Below are 18356 nucleotides of genomic sequence, written 5' to 3' on the forward strand. Positions count from 1 at the left end.
ACCTTAACTGGTGTCCAGAATTACTTGACCAGTTCAGGCTCCCTCCCACAGGACCAGCGGTGGTTATGAGCTAGAGCACATAGAACAAGATCGCCACAAAATGCAGCAAACTGCCGGCGATCACGAACAGATGCCAGATGCCATGGGCGTGCCGCAACCGATGGTCCAGCGCGAAAAAGACAATGCCGACGGTGTACAACACACCACCCGAAGCCAGCCAGGCAAAGCCGGCGCTGCCCAAGGCGGCCAATAACGGTTTGACCGCCACCAGCACGATCCAGCCCATCACCGCGTAGATCACGATCGACAGGATTCGCGCTTCAGAGCGCGGCTTGATCTCCTGCAAGATCCCGATCAGCGCCAGCCCCCAGACAATCCCGAACAAGGTCCAGCCCCACGGCCCGCGCAGGGTGACCAGGCAGAACGGCGTATAGCTGCCGGCGATCAGCAGATAGATCGAAAAGTGATCGACCTTCTGCATGATTGCTTTCTTGCGCCCGCGCACACTGTGGTAAACCGTCGAAGCGCTGTACAGCACCAGCAAGGTGAAACCGTAGATCGCCACGCTGACGATCTTCCACGCATCGCCCGTCATCCCGGCAATTACCAGCAACCACACCGCCCCGATAAAAGCCGCCACCGCCCCGACCAGGTGGGTCCAGGCGTTGAGTCGCTCTCCGTGATACATCCAGTCCCACCTCACATTCCAAAACAGACGCCAAGGCTCAGGCTTGGCGCTACAAAGTGCAATGTTTAGCTCTCTGTGGGAGCAAGGCTTGCCCGCGATGAAGATAACGCGGTGCCTCAGGAGCCCAGTCGCCTGCATCGCGAGCAAGCTTTGCTCCCACAGATCAACATCCTCCTACCGATTGGGGCACAATCGGGCGATACGAATAAGAGTCCACCCCATGCTGATCGACGAAGAATTGACCCTGAAAAAACTCGAGGTGTTCCTGGCGTTCATGCGCACCGGCAATCTTGCGCGGGCGGCGGCCGAGTTGCAGACCAGCAACGTCAGCGTACACCGGGCCATTCACTCGTTGGAAAGCGCCTTGCGTTGCCCGTTGTTCAAGCACGAGGGCCGCAACCTCACCCCCCTGGAAAGCGCTTATGTGCTGGAAGAACGCACACAGAAGCTGATTCAGGACGTAATCGAAAGCGTGCGCCTGACCCGTGAAGCCGCCGGGTTTTCCGCGGAGCGGTTCAAGCTCGGCTCGCTGTATTCACTGACGGTCAAGACCGTGCCGCAGTTGATCATGGGCCTGAAAATCCGCCGCAGCGAACTGAACATCGACCTGATCCTGGGCTCGAACATCGACCTGCTGTACAAGCTCAAGAACATGGAGGTGGACGCCATCCTGATCTCCCTGGACGACAGCGTGAACGATCCGGACTGCGAGCATATCGAGCTGTTTTCAGACGACATTTTTCTCGCCACGCCAGCCGATTCCGCCTTCGCCCAACGCAGTGAAGTGGACTTGGCCGAAGTGTGCAACGAAACCTTCATCACCCTCACCCAGGGCTTCGCCACCCATCAGGATGGTAATCGAGTGTTCAAACAGGCGGGGTTCGAGCCGAAGGTGGCGATGCAGGTCAACGACATCTTCACCCTGCTGAGCATGGTCAGCTCCGGGGTCGGTTATGCCTTGCTGCCGGGACGGATTGCGGCGGTGTATGAAAACCGGGTGAAACTGATCCCGTTGCAGGAAAAGTATCGGCTGCAGCAGCACATCGGCGTGGTATTCCTGAAGGCCAAGGAGCGCGATCCGAATTTGCTGGCGTTGCTGGCGGAGTGCCGGATGTATGCCAATCGCCAGGCTTGAGACCCAGTCGCCTTCATCGCGAGCAGGCTCGCTCCCACACGGGATGGTGAACACCGATCCAATGTGGGAGCGAGCCTGCTCGCGACGAGGACAGCCCGCTCAGCGAAAATTCAAAGCCTTAGCCCAACAACCCCCGCATGATCAGATACAACAGCGAAGGCCCGAGCAAGCACCCGAGCGCCGTGTAGAACGCCGCCGTCAGGCAACCATACGGCACCAGTTTCGGATCGGTGGCCGCCAGGCCGCCGGCCACGCCGCTGGAAGTGCCCATCAACCCGCCAAAGATCACCGCACTGCGCGGATTGTTAAGGCCGATAAAAGGTGCCACGAACGGCGTCGCCACCATCACCAGGATCGCCTTGATCAAACCGGCGGCGATGGACAGCGCCATTACCTCGGAACTGGCACCGATCGCCGCGCCAGTGACCGGCCCGACGATGTAGGTCACCGCTCCGGCGCCGATGGTGGTCAGGCTCACCGCGTCGGTGTAACCGAAGGCCATCGCCACTCCGACACCGGCGATGAACGAGGTGGCCACCCCGACGAACAACGCCAGCACCCCGACGAAACCGGCGCGCTTGAGCTCCTCGACACTCACCCCAAACGCCGTGGCGACAATGGCGAAGTCACGCAGCATGGCGCCGCCCAGCAAGCCGATGCCCGAGAGCAGCGGAATGTCTACTACACCCTTCTGCCCGCCGGTCATCGCACCGCCGATGTACGACAGCACCAACCCCAGGAGAATCGCGATGGCCGAACCGTGCAGGCGGCCCTTGGTGAACGTGTCGCTGATCCAGTACGACACCCACATGGTGATGCCGACAATCGCAAAGCCACTGAGCAGACCGTAGCCGGTGATCACTTTCATCATTGATTCGTACATGGCAATCACCCGACTGTCTTGGCGGAAACATCGGTTTCAGGCCCTTTGTTGCCGATGCGCACCAGCACCGGCACCATCGCAAAGGCAATCACCACCGCCAGGGTCCCAGCCAGAATCGCCATTGGCCCGCCCTTGAGCGCGCCATAGACGTTTTGCTGGGCCGCCATCGCGACCACGATAGGAATGTAGATCGCACTCCAGAATTCCACGCCGGCTTCGGACTTGCCCTTGAACAGGCCGCGTTTGCTCAGGTAACTGCCCAGGCCGATCAACAGCAGCATCGCAATGCCGACACCGCCGACGTTGGCCGGCACGCCGATCAGTTTGCCCAGCAGCTCACCGATGAAAATACCCGCCAGGGTACAAAAGGCCAAAAACGCCACACCGTAAATAATCATTGTTGTAGTCCTCAAAGTGCATCGTCGAAGTTGTTGTTTTTGTGCTTCGCCAGCTTGAGTCGGTGGTTTAGGGTCGGCGGCGTCCCTCCTCTCTGAGCAGCGTCTGCAAGGTGTCCAGGCGCGCACCGTCGAAGGCAATGACGGTGCCCTGCTCGAACACCCGACGCGCCAGTCCCGTCAAAACCGCACCGGGTGGCAGTTCGATCTGTAACCGCACGCCTCGCTCGTAGGCGCTTTGCACGGTGCCGCGCCAATCCACCACGCGGCACATGTTGAAGGCCAGGTCCTCACGCAAGGCGTCGGTGTTCACCACGGGCCGGGCACGACTGCCGCTCAGATAACCCAAAACGGGCGCTTTCAACGGCACGTCGGCAAACGCCTGGGCCAGTGCCCGGGCCGGGACCTCCAGCAACGGGCAGTGGGACGGTACGCTCACCGCCAGCCGACACGCTTTCGCGGCGCCCTGGCGGCGTGCTCTCTCGGCAACGCTGGCCAAGGCCTCGTCACTGCCAGCGATGACCACCTGGTTATCGGCATTGATGTTGGCCAGGTAAACCGGCGTCATGGCGCTGTGTACCTGCGCGAGCAACGCCTCCACTGTCGCCAGATCAAGGCCGATGATCGCCGTCATGCCGTAGCCTCGCGGATACGCCTGCTGCATCAGTTCGCCACGCAGGCTGACCAGGCGCAATGCATCATCGAACCCCAGCGCACCAGCCACCACCGCCGCCGGGTACGCGCCGATGGACAGGCCCGCGACGTAATCCGGCACAGGTGCCTGTTCCAACAATTGCCGGGCCGCCGCGACACCCGCGATCAACAGACACAGTTGTACGGCTCGGGTCGATTGCAACGCCTCGGTGCTGTCCAGCTGTCGTACGTTTTCGCCGAGCACTTCACAGGCCAGTTCCAGCAGTTGCGGCGACACGCCCTGGAGCATGCCCGCTCGCTGCGCACCCTGGCCGGGGAATACCAAAAGGCTGCTCACGCCACTTGCTCCAGCGCCGGTTGCCATGGATCGGTCACCAGACGCGCCTGAAGATTATCCTTGAGCAACACCCGCCGCGCCGAGCCTGCCCACTCGCGCAGGGCGACGGCGCCGAAAGGGGTTTGCAGTTGCATGTCTACGGCGCACGTCGAACCGTCCAGTTGCGCCAACAAATCCCTGGCCTGAATACGATCCAGCGGATGCGGTGTGCGCAGGATCAAGTCCAGATCGCTGCGTGCATGCAGCACCTCGATGCCACTGGCCAGTTCAAATCCGGCGCTGCCGCTGACGCCCCAGATCCAGCCGCTGGCATCCAGCATTGGCCGCACTTGAGCGAGCGCCTGCAACGCCGGCAAGTCACGGCGCAATGCGACATGGCAAAGGTCCTCCGGGCGCACCCGGCGCTGGATCGCCGCCACCGGCATCGACGTGGCGTAACGCTGTTCCCGCGAGACGCCTCGCACGCCCACGGCAATGTGTCCCGGCGCGGTGATCGCTCGCCGCACCACCACCGGCTGCTCAAGGCTCAAGGACTCAATGACCCACGCCGGCGCATCCGCAGGCAACGCCTGTGGAGTCATTCCCCATAGCAGGTCGTGGGCCAGGAAGGTGCTCACCACTGCGCTCTCAACAATTGGCGAACGGTGCTGGAAGCCGCACGATGCGTCGCCCCGAGACGGCTGCTCAGGTCCCGAGGCGCACCTGCCACTTCGTTGATCGCCTGTTGCAGACAATCCCTGACCCGTGCCAGATCCGCCGCGTTTGGCTGTTCGATCTGCTCCACCGACAGGGTTTCCCAGAGCAAACCGAGGCTGGCGAAACTGTCGATGTCGTAGGCCATCGGCGGCACGCTGGCGGCCAGGGCCTCAAGCTCTTCGACACTGCGCAGGGTCACCCGCGCCGCCGAGGCCTTGCCCATGGCGTGGACCATCACGCCCGGATCACGCAAGGCGATCAACCGGTTGGCCTGATAACCGTGGGCCAGGAACGCCCCGGACATGGCCTTGCCCACCAGCAAACCAATCACCGGATGCCCGGCCAGCCGCGCTCGGGCATAACTGTCTGCGGCACCGGCCAAGGCCTGATGAATGCCCAGGGCTTCTTCGCGACGACCGTAGGCCTGGCTCGGCACATCGACGATGGCAATCAGCGCGCGCTTGCTGGACGCATCACGGTCGGCGTCAATAGCCTCATCCACGGCTTTGGCCAAGCCCCAGCCTTCCAGCAAACCGACTTCGCCGTTGCGGGCACGAGGGAAACGGCTATCGGGATCGGCCACGACGGCCAACAGCCGCACGTTTTGCTCGCCCAGTGTGACGTCGGCCACTTTCAGCGAAGCGGGCAGTCCTGCCAACGGCGTGGCGCCGTCGCTCAGAGCCGCGAACCAGCGCAAGCCTCTCAACGAATACGAATTCATGGGCGTTCTCCCTGATACAGCTGGCGAACCGCGGCCGGTTCGATTTGCACTTCAGTGTCCAGTCGGGCCAAACGTTGCAGGAATACCTCGGCCTGACCGCTGCGGTGCTCGGCGGGTACACCCAACTGCAACAACTGGCTGACTTGCTCGCGGATCTGCGCCACGTCATCAGCCACATAGCGGTCCACCAACCCGGTGGCGAAGCGTTGCTCACCGCCGGTCAGGCTCCAGATGAACGGCCGATCACGCGAGTCGTACTCGTCGATCCCGGCTTCCTGCTCGATCACTTGCGGACCGTTCAGGCCCAGTCGCGCTTCCTGGGTCACCAGCAGATAGCTGCACAGCCCAGCGGCGATGGACATGCCGCCAAAACAACCGACGCTGCCGGCCACCACGCCGATGACGGGCTGGTACTGGCGCAAGTCGACAATCGCCGAATGAATCTCGGCAATCGCCGCCAGCCCCAGATTGGCCTCTTGCAGACGCACGCCGCCGGTTTCCAGCAGCAACACGGCGCGGGTCGGGATGCCCTTGCGGTTGTCTTCAGCGGCCAGCTCCAGCGCGCCGGCGATCTTCGCCCCCCCGACTTCGCCAAGGCTGCCGCCCTGGAACGCACCTTCGATGGCCGCGATCACCACCGGCAGGCCAGCAAGCAAACCCTTGGCGATCACCACACCGTCGTCGCTTTGCGGCACCACGCCCTGGCGCAGCAGCCACGGCGACATGACTCGCTGAAAGGGGTCGAGCAGTTCACGGAACGAACCGTTATCCAGCAGGGCCTTGGCCCGTTGCCGGGCACCCAGCTCGACGAAGCTGTGTTTGTTGAGCAACGCGGCGCTGTCAGTCATGGCCGATCTCCTCGAAGCCCTGTTCCAGGCGCAAACGCACCACCCCGGGGGTGGCGCCGAAATCGTGGATGTCGATCGCCAGGGCCGGCGGCATCTGGCCGTCGAACATGCGGGCGAACAGGTGTTGCCAGCGTTGTTCACTGCCGTTGACCGAGGTCTGCACCTGAATGGTCAACTTGCCCGCCAGGCCCGGCTCGATCAGCACTTCCAGGTCGCCCGAGCCGACACAGCCCACCAGCGCCCGGCCCCGTGGCGGCTGCCCGGCGGGAAATTCAAAGGATAAGGTTTGCATCAGCACACTCCTGGGAAGAGGCCATCGCCGCGCTCGATACGGTCGAGGAACAGGCAGGCGGCGAGCAAGTCAGCAGCGCCGCCGGGCGAGGCGTTCATGGCAATCAGTTGTTGGTCCAGCGCATGCAACTGGCGACGACCGCCCAGGCTGGCACTGCCACCAGCGTCGAGCACCGCTCTGGCACCGTGGTGCATGGCCTGCAAACCCGGCTCACCGGCGCGGTAGAGCACGCAGGTGTCGGCCAACGTCGTCATGATCGCCAACAAGGCATCGAGCCGCGCGTTCTGTTCTCCCGCCCCCGCCGCGCGACTGCGCTTGAGTTGTGGCAGGCCCAGGCCGGTGACGGCCGGGAATGCCAGTTGCGCTTCTTCCCGGGCACCGCGCACGCCGTAGCGTTGGGCCACTTGAGCGCCATGGCTGAAAGGTTTGGGGGCGTAGCGATCGTTGAGCAAGGCCAGGCGGGCGGCACGTAAGGTGACGGCGCTGGCGACGCTGGATTCAGGTTCCAGCGCGGCCGCAGCCACCAACAACCCCAACGCCCAGATCGCGCCGCGGTGGGTGTTCACACCATCGGTGGTAGCGAGCATCGCCGCTTCCCCCTCACGGCCGATCCGCCCAAGGGCTTCGCGTAACGGCAGGCCGATCTCGCCGCATTCAAGGGCGGCGTCGGCCATTTCCTTGAATGCCGGCCACAGCGACAGCGCCGAAGCGTGCATCAGCCCCAAGTGCAGATCAGTGTGGGCGCCATTGCCGCGCCGATCCACCAGGGCCGGTTTGGGTGACAGGTCGGCTTCGTCGATCAGCGCGTCCACGGCCATGTCCGCCAAGCGCTCGGCCAAGGACAATTTTTTCGGTTGCAGGTTGAAGGCGTGCATTTACCAACTCCTGAACTTGGCGGGCGGGTTGTAGAGACCACCGGACCACTCCACCAGATCGGCCACGCTCTTGGCGGCGAGCAACTCGCGGGTGGCATCGGTGCGACGAATGCCGAGGTCTTCAGGCAGGGCAATCAAGCCTTCGCGGCGCATACGGGCAGTGTCTTTCGGGTTATGGCGCAAACCGATGGCAGTGACCCCGGCCACGGCCGCGATCATTGCCTGACGCTCTTCCAGCGAGCGGGCCTTGTACAGGTAGGCGATGCCTTCTTCGGTGAGCAAATGGGTGACGTCGTCGCCGTAGATCATGATCGGTGCCAGGGGCATGCCGGCTTTTTTCGCCACCTCCACCGCGTCGAGGGTTTCGACGAAGGTGGGTTTGCCGCCCTCCTGGAAGGTCTCGACCATCTGCACCACCAGTTTCTTGCCCCGTTCGAGCAACGGCGCCTCGCCATCGCCGTGGCGCATGTCGAGCCAGGCCGGCGTGCCGTGACGGCGCCCGCGCGGGTCGTGGCCCATGTTCGGCGCACCGCCGAAACCGGCCAGTCGGCCACGGGTCACCGTCGAGGAATGTCCGTCACCGTCCACCTGCAAAGTGGCGCCGATGAACAGGTCCACCGCGTATTGCCCGGCCAGTTGGCAGACCATGCGGTTGGAGCGCAGCGAGCCGTCATGACCGGTGAAGAACACGTCCGGCCGCGCGGCGATGTAGTTTTCCATGCCCAGTTCGGTGCCAAAGCAATGCACGCTTTCGACCCAGCCGCTTTCGATGGCCGGAATCAGGGTCGGATGGGGATTGAGGGTCCAGTTACGGCAGATCTTGCCCTTCAGGCCGAGGGACTCGCCGTAGGTCGGCAGGATCAGCTCGATGGCGGCGGTGTTGAACCCGATGCCGTGATTGAGGGACTGGACGTTGTGTTTTTCGTAGATCCCGCGGATGGCCATCATCGCCATCAATACATGCACCGGCTTGATGTGGCGCGGGTCGCGAGTGAACAACGGTTCGATGTAGAACGGCTTGTCGGCCACCACCACGAAATCGACCCAGGACGCCGGGATATCAACCCGTGGCAGGTCGCTGACATCGTCCACCAATTGGTTGACCTGGACGATGACGATGCCATCGCTGAAGGCCGCCGGCTCGATCAGCGCGGGGGTATCTTCGGTGCTGGGGCCGGTGTAGATATTGCCGGCACGGTCGGCCATGAACCCGGCCGAGAGCACCACGTTGGGAATCAGGTCCACCACCAACCGGGCATAGAGCTCGATGTAGGTGTGGATCGCGCCGACTTCCAGCAGCCCGTCTTCGAGCAACTGGCTGATGCGCAGGCTCTGGGTTCCGGCGAAGGAAAAATCCAGCTTGCGGGCAATGCCGCGTTCGAACAGGTCCAGATGTTCGGAGCGGCCGACGCTGGGCATGATCATGTGCAGGTCGTGCAGCTTCGCCGGGTCGACTTTGGCCAGAGAGCGTGACAGGAAATCCGCCTGCTTCTGGTTATTGCCTTCCAGCACCACGCGATCGCCCGGCAGAATCAACGCCTCCAGCGCCGCAACGATCTTGTCGGTGGGCAACACCACACCGTCGGCAAGCCCCTTCACCAGCTCGAGACGCCGCTGCTTTTCGCAACGCCGCCGCGTCCAGCGCGAGTCGGGGGATATTGTTGTTGTCATGACCACTCCACGGGTTCGCTGTCGTGGAGGCCACATTAGGAGTGTTGTGGCGAGGGCATCAATCAAGCTTAGCGGCGGATCGTTACGGTTGGCGTAATGGTTGTCCGGGTTGGAATCAGCCCATCCAATGCAAAACCATCCGTCGCATAACCGATCGGACCTGTCAGCCCTGACAGTATCTGATTTGCCGTTTGCAGGGCTGAATAAGCTGTGCAGCGATCCTCAATGCTCGCTTTCCAGGAACAAGGTCGATGCGCCTGTAACCTCACACAATATTTTGGAGGCATTTATGGAATACGAAGATCTCACCACATTCGATAGGGAAGACAGGAACAAGTGGGTTGATGGCGATGGGGCAGTCGACGCAAGAGTTGTGACTGAAGGCGAGAACAGTTTCTGGTCTGGAAAAATCGAGGGGCGTGAAATTTCTACGTTCAAACCAAGTCTGCGCAAGATCTTTAATATCGATCCCAGGTTGATGGGGAACATGTTTCTAGTAACTTACCGTTACCGCTTCAAACAGGAAGTGCTTCACTATATTCAGATTGCGATGACCAACGATAAGCATCAGATTTGGGCCGGCACATTGGTACATCCTGGCACACCTGGCGAAGAGTGGCAGGATTCAGAAACGTTTGCTTTTTCCCTTCACCCCTAACAATCGAGAGATGCTGCTAGGCCTGCGTGTCGGTAAGGACCATGCCGGAACGCTCTACGAATTTGAAATCGATAACATCAGGGTCAAGATGGTGTCCTAATCTGCGGAAAGCTGTAACACCCCCTGTGGGAGCGAGCTTGCTCGCGATGGCGGAGTGTCAGGCAACGTCAATGCTGACCTGTTCTGCCGCTATCGCGAGCAAGCTCGCTCCCACAGGGGAACGGGTTGGATTGGAAGTTTGCGGCGACCGCAACGGGTCAACTCATACTCATCAATTGCCGGACCCGTTCGAGCAGTTCTACCGCACTCTCAATCAGCTGGGTAAGCAGTGCATCATCTTCATTCATATACCCCTCGTACTCGGCAAGGTTGCGCCGCTCATGGCACAGCGCGAATAACCGGACCTGCACTTTACTGGCGTCTGCGGTGTGGACCAGACATTGAAAGACCAGATAACGCTTGTCCGAACGATAGCCGCTCAAGCGTAGCGCCGTGAGCGCTGCGGCATGGGCGGCGTTGTAGGCCAGGTCGAACCGGCTGGCAAATGAGAGGGAAGTTGTTTGTGCGTCCTTCAGGCGATCCACTGCAGAACGCATCAAGCCTTCACATTCCTGACGATCAGGCGGTTCGGCTTTCAGGCCGCCGCTATGTAACAGATTCTTCAGGTTTTCGTGCTTGCCCATCCTTGGACTCCAAAGGGTCTTCACCCAGCAAATTGATCTTGTCCTGTTGCGCTACCCGCACCACGAAACTGTTGCCAGCCGCAAATTTCGCAGCCCAGTCCTGGGGCGTGTAGAGCGTAGGGTTGAGGGGGCGACCCAGCTGCTCTTCCAAGGGCATGAGCCGCTCCATCACTTCACTGTAGTGCAGGCCTTCGCCGATCAGCATGAGATCTATGTCACTGGATGCGTTTGCCTGGCCCTTGGCAATGGAGCCATAGACGAACGCCCAGCTCAGTTGTTCTGAAAAGGGTTCCAGCGCCTGGCGCAACGGTTCGGCGATGCCGATGGTTTTCTGCACGATGCCCAACAGTTCGCTGTAAATCGGGCAATGTGGATTGGCTTGATAATGGGTTTGATTGCCCAGACGCGTCATGGTGAGCACACCAGAGCGTTGCAGGCGCTCCAACTCCCGCACGAGGCTGCCCTTACCGACTTGAGCCCAGCGGGCGATTTCGTTGGTGTAGAAGCTTTGATCCGGCTTACCGAACAACAAGCCCAAGACTCGCTGCTGGGTGGCAGTGAATAGAGCATCACTGAGAGAGAGCTGATTCATGGAGGCCACCGCGAGTCCCAAAAAGGGAACGATAGATCCCTTTTTGGGACCTATCAAGCTCTGAGCCCTGAATAAGTCCCAAGAAGGGACTGATCAGACCCTTTATGGGAACGATCCGTTGATATGACGCTGAATCAGCGGCATGCCTGAATCCAGTAATCGACACATAAATCATTGTGGGAGCGAGCTGGGTCTCGATAGCGGTGGGTCTACTTGCATCAATGCTGAATGTGCCGCCGCCTTCGCGAGCAAGCTTTGCTCCCACAGGTCCTACTCAAACAGGTCCAGTCCAAACAGGTCTGATGGCTGTACGCCCCCCGCAAGAGCCCGGCCGGCTATCAGGCCGCCTCGCGCAGGACGTTGATCTCGGGCGCCCCGTTAACCACGCTGGCCGAACGCAGGCATTGTGGAGTGGGCATCCCGGCATGGGTGCCGGGATAGCCGCGCTGGGCCATGGATGGCCCTTCGCGGCGGGCCCACGGAGCAATGCCTTCGTTCGGGCACACCGAGCCTAGGCGAGGTGTCAAGTGGTGGGGCAAAAGCGTTTTGCTTACTTTTGCCTGGGCCGGCATTCCGGCTTCTCAAAAGTGAGCCGCTGTAAGAGCGGAACCGCCAGCGGCCGTTACCGCATCAATGGATATGTACCCGGTCAACAAAACCCTGGTCGGCTGTCAGGCCGCCATCGCGAGCAAGCCCGCTCCCACAGGTACTGTGTCTGACCTAGTTTTTTGCCAACCCCGAGGCAACGACCAACTCCTCCAGCGCCAACAAATCCGGCACCTTCGCTACATGCTCGCCCACTTGTACCGCCGCCTGTTCCAGCCCACACAGCGGTACATCGACGTAGCTCAACTGGGTGTCGAGTTTGTAGGAACGCGGGATACCCTGGACCAGCAACGCAATGAACCGCAACTCCGGGTGCCCGCCCAGGGCATTGAGCACGACGATGCGCGCACGCTCGCCGATCACGGTTTTCTGGCCGCAGGCCGACTCGAAACTCAGCAACGGGATTTGCCGTTCGCGCCAGCTCACCCAACCCAGGAACCACGGCGGAGTGTCCATATCGAACGCGCTGCTCTGGTAGTCGATCAGCTCGGCCACAGCCACGTTGGGCAAAATCAGGTGCCGGTCGGCCAGGGGTAGCAGCAGCCCGGTGATGTGCCCGGTGCGCGGGTGAAGGTCATGCATGGGTTTTGCTCCAGCGGGCGATGCTGTCGAGCAGCACCGATTCCTGGTACGGCTTGCCCAGGTAGTCGTTGACGCCGATGGCCATGGCGCGGTCGCGGTGTTTCTGGCCGGTGCGGGAGGTGATCATGATGATCGGCAGGTGGGCCAGGCGCGGGTCATTGCGTACTTGCGTGGCCACTTCGAAGCCGTCCATGCGCGGCATTTCGATGTCCAGCAACATCAGGTCGGGGGAGTGTTCGGCCAGCAGCGCCATGGCATCCACGCCGTCCTTGGCGGTGAGCACGTGCATGCCGTGGCGCTCCAGCAGGCGGCTGGTGACCTTGCGGACCGTCACCGAGTCGTCCACCACCAGCACCAGCAATGCTCGCGGGTGTTCGCCCTCGCCTTGCGCCGCTGCCGGGCGGCGTGGGACCTGATGAGGCAAGGCGCGGATCGGCGCCAACAGGTCGAGAATCAACACCACCCGGCCATCGCCCAGGATCGTCGCCCCCGACAAGCCCTGCACCGCCGAAAATTGCGGGCCGAGGCTCTTGACCACGATCTCCCGGGTCCCGGCGGTAGCATCCACTTGCACCGCGATATGCCGCTCGCTGCATTGCATCAGCAGCACCGGCAACGGTTGGCTCTGGCCCAACAGTTTCGGGCGAGCGCCGGTTTTCAATAGCTCACCCAGGTAGCACAGCTCATAGCGTTGCCCGGCGTAGGTGTAGGTCGGCGGGTCGAGCTGGTAATAGCCATCCAGTTCAGCGGGCAACACCCGGACGATACTTTCGATGGTGTTCAGTGGGATCGCGTACTGGTCTTCGTGACATTGCACCATCAACGCCCGGTTGACCGCCACGGTAAACGGCAGGCGAATGCGGAAATGCACGCCCTGCCCCGGTGTGGAGTCGATGACCATACTGCCACCCAGTTGCCGCACCTCTTCATGGACCACGTCCATGCCGACGCCGCGCCCGGAAATCTGGGTGATTTTTTCGGCGGTGGAAAAGCCCGGCTGCAAGATGAATTGCAGCACGTCGCGGTCGCTGATGTCGCTGTCCGGTGCCAGCAGGCCACGCTTGATCGCCTTGCTGCGCACCGCCTCCAGCGGCACGCCGGCGCCGTCGTCGCGAATGTCGAAAATGATGTCGCCACCTTCCCGGGACAGGTCGAGGCTGATGCGCCCCCGGGCCGGTTTCCCGGCAGCGATGCGCACGTCGGCCGGCTCCAGGCCGTGGTCGACGGCATTGCGCAGCATATGCTCCAAGGGCGCGGCCATGCGCTCCAGCACGCTACGGTCCATTTCGCCTTCAGCATTGCCAACCACGAACTCCACGTCCTTGCCCAACTCCTGCGCCACTTGCCGCACGATGCGTTTGAGGCGCGGCAACATGCGCTCGAACGGCACCATGCGCGTGCGCATCAACCCTTCCTGAAGTTCGGTGTTGACCCGCCCCTGCTGTTGCAGCAGGTTCTCAGCGTCGTGATTGCTGCGTTCGAGGGTTTCCTTGAGATCGAGCAAGTCCGAGGCCGATTCGAACAGCGCCCGGGACAATTGCTGCAACTGGGAATGCCGGTCCATCTCCAGCGGGTCGAATTCTTCGTAGCCCAGGCGCTCGGCCTCGACCTGCTGGCGACTGAGGATCCGGCCCTGGGTTTCGGTATCAAGACGGCGCAACTGGTCGCGCATGCGCTCGATGGTGGTTTCCATCTCGCCCAGGGCCACGCGCGCGTCGTTGACCTGCTGTTCGATACGCCCACGGAAAATCGAGGTTTCCCCAGCCAGGTTCACCAGGTCGTCAAGCAGTTCGGCGGAGACCTTGACCATGTCCGCGCCGTCGCTCGGGGTGCCGGTCTCAAGCCTTGTGGGCGCAGGCGGCGGGGTCGGGGCCGGTTCCGGCGCGGGGACGACTTTGGGCGTCTCGCTGTCCTGCGGATGATTCACCGCCTGGATCTGCGCGATCAGCCGGTCGGCAACAGGGCACGGGTGGCCGGCGCGTACCGCATCGAGCATCTGCGCCAGCCGGTCATGGCTGCTTTGCAGCAAGGCGAACAGCGCCGGTGTCGGTTGGAGCAGCCCCGCCGACAAGCCTTCATAAAGATTTTCCAGCTCATGGGCCAGGTCGCCGATGGGGACGATTTCCACCATCCGCGCTCCACCCTTGAGGGTGTGCAAATCCCGCAACAGCGTTTCCAGGGCCTGACGGTTCGATGGTTCGTCCTGCCAGCGCAGCAGCGCTGAGCCTGCGCTGTCGAGAATGTCGAAACCTTCTTCGAGGAAGATTTCCAGCAGCTCCGGGTCATGTCCGGCCCCCTCGCCCTGGATCGCCCCTGCCGAATCGATTGGGTTCGGCTTGTCCTGACGGAACCGGCGAATGGCGTCGATCAGCGCAACGGGATCGCCCAACGGCTGGCCCTGCTGCAACTGCCCGAGCAGCAGATCGAGGCGTTCGTGACTGCTGCTGAGCAGTTGCTCGAGTTCCTCGCTGTGGCTGTAACGGCGGTCCACCAGCCCTTCGTAGAGATTTTCCAGCTCCTGGGCCAAGTCGCTCACCGGCCGGATATCGGCCATTCGTGCGCCGCCCTTGAGGGTGTGCAAGTCTCGTTGCAACGAGGACAGCGGTGCTGCGTTGTCCGGGTCGGCCAGCCAACGTTGCAGGGCCTGGGCGGCGCTTTCGAGGATGTCCTGCGCCTCTTCGAGGAAAATCGAGGCAATGTCGTCGTCCACTGAGGTCTCAGCAGGGGCGCTGCGCTGCAGTTCCGCTGTCGCGTTACCCAGTTCGCGGATGCTCAGGGTGCGGCTGCCATCGCTGCGGATCAGGCCGGTGGCGGATGGGTCCAGGCTCTCTTGGAGCAAGCCGCGCAGGGCCTGCACCCGCTCGGGCTGCGAGTGCACGTGTTGCCCGGCGGCCAGTTCATCGAGCATGTCGATCAAGGCTTCATGGGCGCGCTGCGCTTCCTGGAAAAACACGTCGCTGACTGCCAGGCTGCTTTCCTCCACTGCGCCATAGAGATCGAGCAAGGCTTCACAGAGCTCGTCCACCGGGTGCAAGTCGGCCAAGTGCGCGCCTTCGCCGAGGGTGGTCAGCTCGTCCAGCAGCGCACTGAGTTCCTGGCCTTCGCCGGGGTGCTGCTGCCAACGGCGCAAGAGGTTTTCGGCATCGAGCAGGATATCCATGCCCTGGGCGAGGAAGTTGTTGATCAGTTGGGGATCGCGCTTGGTCCGCAAGCCTTTGTCCGGTGCACTGAGGGCCGTTTGCAGGCGCTCGGCCAGCAGCGTTTGGGTTCGCTGGATCAGCTCTTCTGCGCCGGGGATCGGCGCCAGGGGGTCACCGTGCAACTGACGCAAGCCCAGGCGCAACAGGCCCTCGGCCTCCAGCAGCAATTCAGTTTCATCAAGGTCGAGGGCGATCAGGTGCGCCTTGTATTCCCGGGCCAACTGGTCCATCGCGCCGGCCAGCTCGGCAATCGGCAACACGCCGGCCATTGATGCGCTGCCCTTGAGGGTATGCAAGGCTCGCTGCAATTCGTCGTTGGCCTGCAGCGGCAAGTGTTCGGCGGCCTGGTCGAGAAAGCGATTGAGGCTGGCAAGGTGACCCTGGGCTTCGTTGTCGAATATCTTCAGCAACAACGGGTCGAGGGCGGCGACATCCTGGGCGTCTTCATCGTCATCGACGCCCTTTGCCAGCGCATGGGCACGGGCCGCCAGACGGTCGACATCGTCGCGCTGACGCTGGCGGTTGTCTGCAAACTCGCTCACCAGGGCCGGTAGCAACTGCACCGTCTCATCGAGCAACTGCCGGACCGCAGCACCCGGCTCAACACTGCGCTCCAGCACCCGGTTGAGCAGGTTTTCCACAGCCCAGGCCAGCTCTCCCAAGACCAGCGCCCGCACCATCCGACCGCTGCCCTTGAGGGTATGGAAGGCCCTGCGCAATTCGGCCAGGGCGCCATGGTCGTCAGGGTGAGCGGCCCAGCGCGGCAGGTATTCGCGCAAAACGTCGAGTACCTCGTCGGCTTCTTCAAGGAAGACCTCGCGCAGCTCGTCGTCCACCGGATGCTCGTCCAACGGCGGCGGCAGCAGGCTACCCGGCGTGCTCCGGGCCGGCGGGTTGACCGCCGAGACCGGGCTGGCCAGCATTTGGGCCAAGGACTGCACGGTCTGCGGGTCATCCAGCTCCTGCAAGTCCTGCATGACCTGGGCCTCGTTCGGGCTCAGCACATCGTCAAGCAACGGCACCCGGGCTTCGTCGGGGAAATAACCGAGGGCCCCCAGGCTGCGCTCGACCACGTCCAACAAGGGTTCGCCGGGCGTTTCCGGGTCTTCGCTCAAACGTTCCAGGTAATATTCGAGGCCGGTGATTACGTCGGCCAGGTGATCGAGTTCTTCCCAGCCCGGCTGGGCGTGATCCAACAGCAGATGCTCGCGAATGAAACCATTGCACGCCTCCACAAGGCTGGCGGCGCGGCTCAAGGGGATCATCGCCAGCGCGCCGCGCACCTGGGTCAGCAACGCCGGTAGCGCTTGCAGTTGTTCGCTGTTCCAGTCGGCGTCGATGTAGTCGACGATCATGTCCTTGGCCTGTTGCAGGCAGGTGTGGGCTTCCTTGATGACGATTTGGTGGATCTGGGTCAGGTCTGTGGTGGGCAGGTGGCTGTCTTCAGGGCTCTCGGGCTCGACGGTGCCGACCATGCCGGCCAGAGTGGCCTCGACGTAGAGCAAGGCCCCGGCGACATCCATGAGCGTCGCGTCATCCGGCTCGCGATGACCTTGGGCGAGGCTCAGGACCACCGCCAATTGATCGATGATCACTTTTCGCGGCTGACCGAAGCCGAGCACCGCCAGGGTGTCGGCGATCTGTCGCAGGGGCGCCAGCAGGCTGTCCAGCTCCGAGGCGTGCTGGCGGTCACTGCGCACGAACAGGTCGAGCCGCTCCTTGACCCGCACCAGCTCTTCGCAGAGTGCGGCGAGCACCGAGCGCATGGCATCGCGGTCCGGTCCGGCCAGGCGTGCGCGTTCTTCGTCGACCATGGCGCTGTCGGGCAGCGCGTCGTCCAGTGAGTAGCGTTCTTTCATGATCTGCATCTGCCCGCTGGGATGTTCGGCCTTGGCAATATAGAACAACAAACTCGTCAGCAACTGTGGCGGCGCCGGTTGATTGATGCCTTGCAGGCCCTGGTCCAACAGGCGCTTGAGTTCCTTGTCCGCTTCCTTGAATAAGCTGCGCAGGGCCGGGCTATTGGCGATACGCCCCTCGCGCATGCCTTCGACCAGGGCCGACGCCACCTGCCACAGCGCATTGAGCGGTGCGCCGGCGCACAGCCCTTCCAGGCGGTGGAAGACCTTGGCCAGATAGCCGAGATGGGTGGCGTCGTCCTGTTCGCGCAACAGCCCCACCAGGGCCACTTGCAGGGTCTGGCGCAGTTTGCGCAAGGTGTTGGGCAGGTCAGGCGGTTCGAGTCGCTTCAAGGCCTCGTCACTGAGCGGCGCGATCAGCGGTAACTCTGGACTGAACAGGCTGGTCTCCGACAACAGGCTCTCGCCCCGGGCGCTGCGCAAATCATTGATCAACGGCAGCACCACCAACGGCAGGTCGCGGCGGGCACCTTGGATGCGGTCCAGATAGATCGGCAACTGCCCAAGGGCCTGGCTCAACAGACTGATGGCTTCGTCGCGATGGGCGATGCGGTTGTCCTGCAGGGCGACGCACAGCTGTTCCATCTCCTCGGCCAGCAGCGCCGCACCATAGAACTCGACCATCTGCAGGCCGCCGTGCACCTGATGAATGCACGCCAGACAGTGCGCGAGGGCATCCGCCGCCTGCGGGTCGTCCACCAGGCGATTGAGCGCCAGATGGGCCTGCTTCAGCGTTTCGGCAATCTCGCCCTTGACCCACTCCAGGGCCACATAGTCGTGCCGATCACCCATAACCACTCCAATCAGCAGAACCTAACACCTCTGTGGGGAAGAAGTTTCTCTGTGGGAGCAAAGCTTGCTCGCGATGCAGACGCCGCAGCTCCCGAAGTACCGCGTTATCTTCATCGCGGGCAAGCCTTG

General features: G+C 62.4%; 17 protein-coding genes. 2 read left to right on the forward strand and 15 right to left on the reverse strand.

Going from position 1 to position 18356, the window contains the following annotated elements:
* Nucleotides 1-70: 70 nt before the first annotated feature.
* Nucleotides 71-688 carry a PAQR family membrane homeostasis protein TrhA gene (gene trhA, locus MKS85_RS14525; protein WP_047226953.1) on the reverse strand — a complete coding sequence of 206 codons (618 nt, stop codon included), beginning with the start codon at nt 686-688 and terminating at the stop codon, nt 71-73.
* Nucleotides 689-908: 220 nt separating this feature from the next.
* On the opposite strand from trhA, the gene MKS85_RS14530 reads away from it, so the two are divergent.
* Nucleotides 909-1823, forward strand: coding sequence for a LysR substrate-binding domain-containing protein (locus MKS85_RS14530; RefSeq protein WP_047226952.1), 915 nt, complete (start codon nt 909-911; stop codon nt 1821-1823).
* A gap of 118 nt (nt 1824-1941) precedes the next feature.
* Here the strand turns inward: MKS85_RS14530 and madM are convergent, their stop codons facing one another.
* The 9 genes from madM to mdcA form a co-directional block, all read right to left on the reverse strand.
* Complete coding sequence (madM, locus tag MKS85_RS14535; protein ID WP_076386537.1) at nt 1942-2706, reverse strand: malonate transporter subunit MadM; 765 nt, start codon at nt 2704-2706, stop codon at nt 1942-1944.
* A 5-nt stretch (nt 2707-2711) separates the two neighbouring features.
* Complete coding sequence (gene madL, locus MKS85_RS14540) at nt 2712-3104, reverse strand: malonate transporter subunit MadL (protein WP_047226951.1); 393 nt, start codon at nt 3102-3104, stop codon at nt 2712-2714.
* 67 nt (nt 3105-3171) lie between these two features.
* Nucleotides 3172-4092, reverse strand: a complete 921-nt coding sequence (gene mdcH, locus MKS85_RS14545) for a malonate decarboxylase subunit epsilon (RefSeq protein ID WP_139048954.1) — start codon at nt 4090-4092, stop codon at nt 3172-3174.
* The gene (locus tag MKS85_RS14550; protein WP_257220628.1) at nt 4089-4712 is read right to left on the reverse strand and encodes a malonate decarboxylase holo-ACP synthase; all 624 of its coding nucleotides are present in this window, start codon (nt 4710-4712) and stop codon (nt 4089-4091) included. The genes mdcH and MKS85_RS14550 overlap by 4 nt, the downstream gene beginning before the upstream one ends.
* Nucleotides 4706-5509 (reverse strand): biotin-independent malonate decarboxylase subunit gamma, encoded by an 804-nt coding sequence (mdcE, locus tag MKS85_RS14555; protein ID WP_107323038.1) that lies wholly within the window; start codon nt 5507-5509, stop codon nt 4706-4708. The genes MKS85_RS14550 and mdcE overlap by 7 nt, the downstream gene beginning before the upstream one ends.
* Nucleotides 5506-6357 (reverse strand): biotin-independent malonate decarboxylase subunit beta, encoded by an 852-nt coding sequence (locus tag MKS85_RS14560; RefSeq protein ID WP_139048952.1) that lies wholly within the window; start codon nt 6355-6357, stop codon nt 5506-5508. Before MKS85_RS14560 ends, mdcE begins: the two co-directional genes overlap by 4 nt.
* Complete coding sequence (locus MKS85_RS14565) at nt 6350-6649, reverse strand: malonate decarboxylase subunit delta (RefSeq protein WP_047226946.1); 300 nt, start codon at nt 6647-6649, stop codon at nt 6350-6352. The genes MKS85_RS14560 and MKS85_RS14565 overlap by 8 nt, the downstream gene beginning before the upstream one ends.
* On the reverse strand, nt 6649-7524 hold the full coding sequence (locus MKS85_RS14570; RefSeq protein WP_139048951.1) for a triphosphoribosyl-dephospho-CoA synthase: 876 nt from the start codon (nt 7522-7524) through the stop codon (nt 6649-6651). Before MKS85_RS14570 ends, MKS85_RS14565 begins: the two co-directional genes overlap by 1 nt.
* Complete coding sequence (gene mdcA / locus MKS85_RS14575; protein WP_047226944.1) at nt 7525-9195, reverse strand: malonate decarboxylase subunit alpha; 1671 nt, start codon at nt 9193-9195, stop codon at nt 7525-7527. It abuts the gene before it with no gap.
* Between the two features lie 289 nt (nt 9196-9484).
* On the opposite strand from mdcA, the gene MKS85_RS14580 reads away from it, so the two are divergent.
* Nucleotides 9485-9853 (forward strand): hypothetical protein, encoded by a 369-nt coding sequence (locus MKS85_RS14580; protein WP_310663007.1) that lies wholly within the window; start codon nt 9485-9487, stop codon nt 9851-9853.
* A gap of 257 nt (nt 9854-10110) precedes the next feature.
* Here the strand turns inward: MKS85_RS14580 and MKS85_RS14585 are convergent, their stop codons facing one another.
* From MKS85_RS14585 to MKS85_RS14605, 5 genes are all read right to left on the reverse strand, one after another.
* Nucleotides 10111-10536 carry a hypothetical protein gene (locus MKS85_RS14585; RefSeq protein ID WP_139048949.1) on the reverse strand — a complete coding sequence of 142 codons (426 nt, stop codon included), beginning with the start codon at nt 10534-10536 and terminating at the stop codon, nt 10111-10113.
* Nucleotides 10499-11128: a nucleotidyltransferase domain-containing protein gene (locus MKS85_RS14590; protein ID WP_139048948.1), complete on the reverse strand. Its 630-nt coding sequence runs from the start codon at nt 11126-11128 to the stop codon at nt 10499-10501. Before MKS85_RS14590 ends, MKS85_RS14585 begins: the two co-directional genes overlap by 38 nt.
* 338 nt (nt 11129-11466) lie before the next feature.
* Complete coding sequence (locus tag MKS85_RS14595) at nt 11467-11655, reverse strand: nucleoid-structuring protein H-NS (RefSeq protein WP_171061304.1); 189 nt, start codon at nt 11653-11655, stop codon at nt 11467-11469.
* Nucleotides 11656-11848: 193 nt separating this feature from the next.
* Nucleotides 11849-12316: a chemotaxis protein CheW gene (locus MKS85_RS14600; RefSeq protein ID WP_139048946.1), complete on the reverse strand. Its 468-nt coding sequence runs from the start codon at nt 12314-12316 to the stop codon at nt 11849-11851.
* Nucleotides 12309-18227: an Hpt domain-containing protein gene (locus MKS85_RS14605; protein WP_139048945.1), complete on the reverse strand. Its 5919-nt coding sequence runs from the start codon at nt 18225-18227 to the stop codon at nt 12309-12311. Before MKS85_RS14605 ends, MKS85_RS14600 begins: the two co-directional genes overlap by 8 nt.
* Nucleotides 18228-18356 lie beyond the last annotated feature (129 nt).

The sequence above is a fragment of the Pseudomonas sp. JL2 genome (assembly GCF_031570495.1).
In the GTDB taxonomy this organism is placed as follows: domain Bacteria; phylum Pseudomonadota; class Gammaproteobacteria; order Pseudomonadales; family Pseudomonadaceae; genus Aquipseudomonas; species Aquipseudomonas rhizophila.

What these genes read in the sequence shown, in the direction of transcription:
- MKS85_RS14590 (WP_139048948.1), bottom strand. Translation starts at nt 11,128, where the DNA reads ATGAATCAGCTCTCTCTCAGTGATGCTCTATTCACTGCCACCCAGCAG.
- MKS85_RS14565 (WP_047226946.1), bottom strand. Translation starts at nt 6,649, where the DNA reads ATGCAAACCTTATCCTTTGAATTTCCCGCCGGGCAGCCGCCACGGGGC.
- MKS85_RS14600 (WP_139048946.1), bottom strand. Translation starts at nt 12,316, where the DNA reads ATGCATGACCTTCACCCGCGCACCGGGCACATCACCGGGCTGCTGCTA.
- mdcA (WP_047226944.1), bottom strand. Translation starts at nt 9,195, where the DNA reads ATGACAACAACAATATCCCCCGACTCGCGCTGGACGCGGCGGCGTTGC.
- MKS85_RS14585 (WP_139048949.1), bottom strand. Translation starts at nt 10,536, where the DNA reads ATGGGCAAGCACGAAAACCTGAAGAATCTGTTACATAGCGGCGGCCTG.
- MKS85_RS14570 (WP_139048951.1), bottom strand. Translation starts at nt 7,524, where the DNA reads ATGCACGCCTTCAACCTGCAACCGAAAAAATTGTCCTTGGCCGAGCGC.
- MKS85_RS14580 (WP_310663007.1), top strand. Translation starts at nt 9,485, where the DNA reads ATGGAATACGAAGATCTCACCACATTCGATAGGGAAGACAGGAACAAG.
- MKS85_RS14605 (WP_139048945.1), bottom strand. Translation starts at nt 18,227, where the DNA reads ATGGGTGATCGGCACGACTATGTGGCCCTGGAGTGGGTCAAGGGCGAG.
- MKS85_RS14530 (WP_047226952.1), top strand. Translation starts at nt 909, where the DNA reads ATGCTGATCGACGAAGAATTGACCCTGAAAAAACTCGAGGTGTTCCTG.
- trhA (WP_047226953.1), bottom strand. Translation starts at nt 688, where the DNA reads ATGTATCACGGAGAGCGACTCAACGCCTGGACCCACCTGGTCGGGGCG.
- mdcE (WP_107323038.1), bottom strand. Translation starts at nt 5,509, where the DNA reads ATGAATTCGTATTCGTTGAGAGGCTTGCGCTGGTTCGCGGCTCTGAGC.
- MKS85_RS14560 (WP_139048952.1), bottom strand. Translation starts at nt 6,357, where the DNA reads ATGACTGACAGCGCCGCGTTGCTCAACAAACACAGCTTCGTCGAGCTG.
- madM (WP_076386537.1), bottom strand. Translation starts at nt 2,706, where the DNA reads ATGTACGAATCAATGATGAAAGTGATCACCGGCTACGGTCTGCTCAGT.
- madL (WP_047226951.1), bottom strand. Translation starts at nt 3,104, where the DNA reads ATGATTATTTACGGTGTGGCGTTTTTGGCCTTTTGTACCCTGGCGGGT.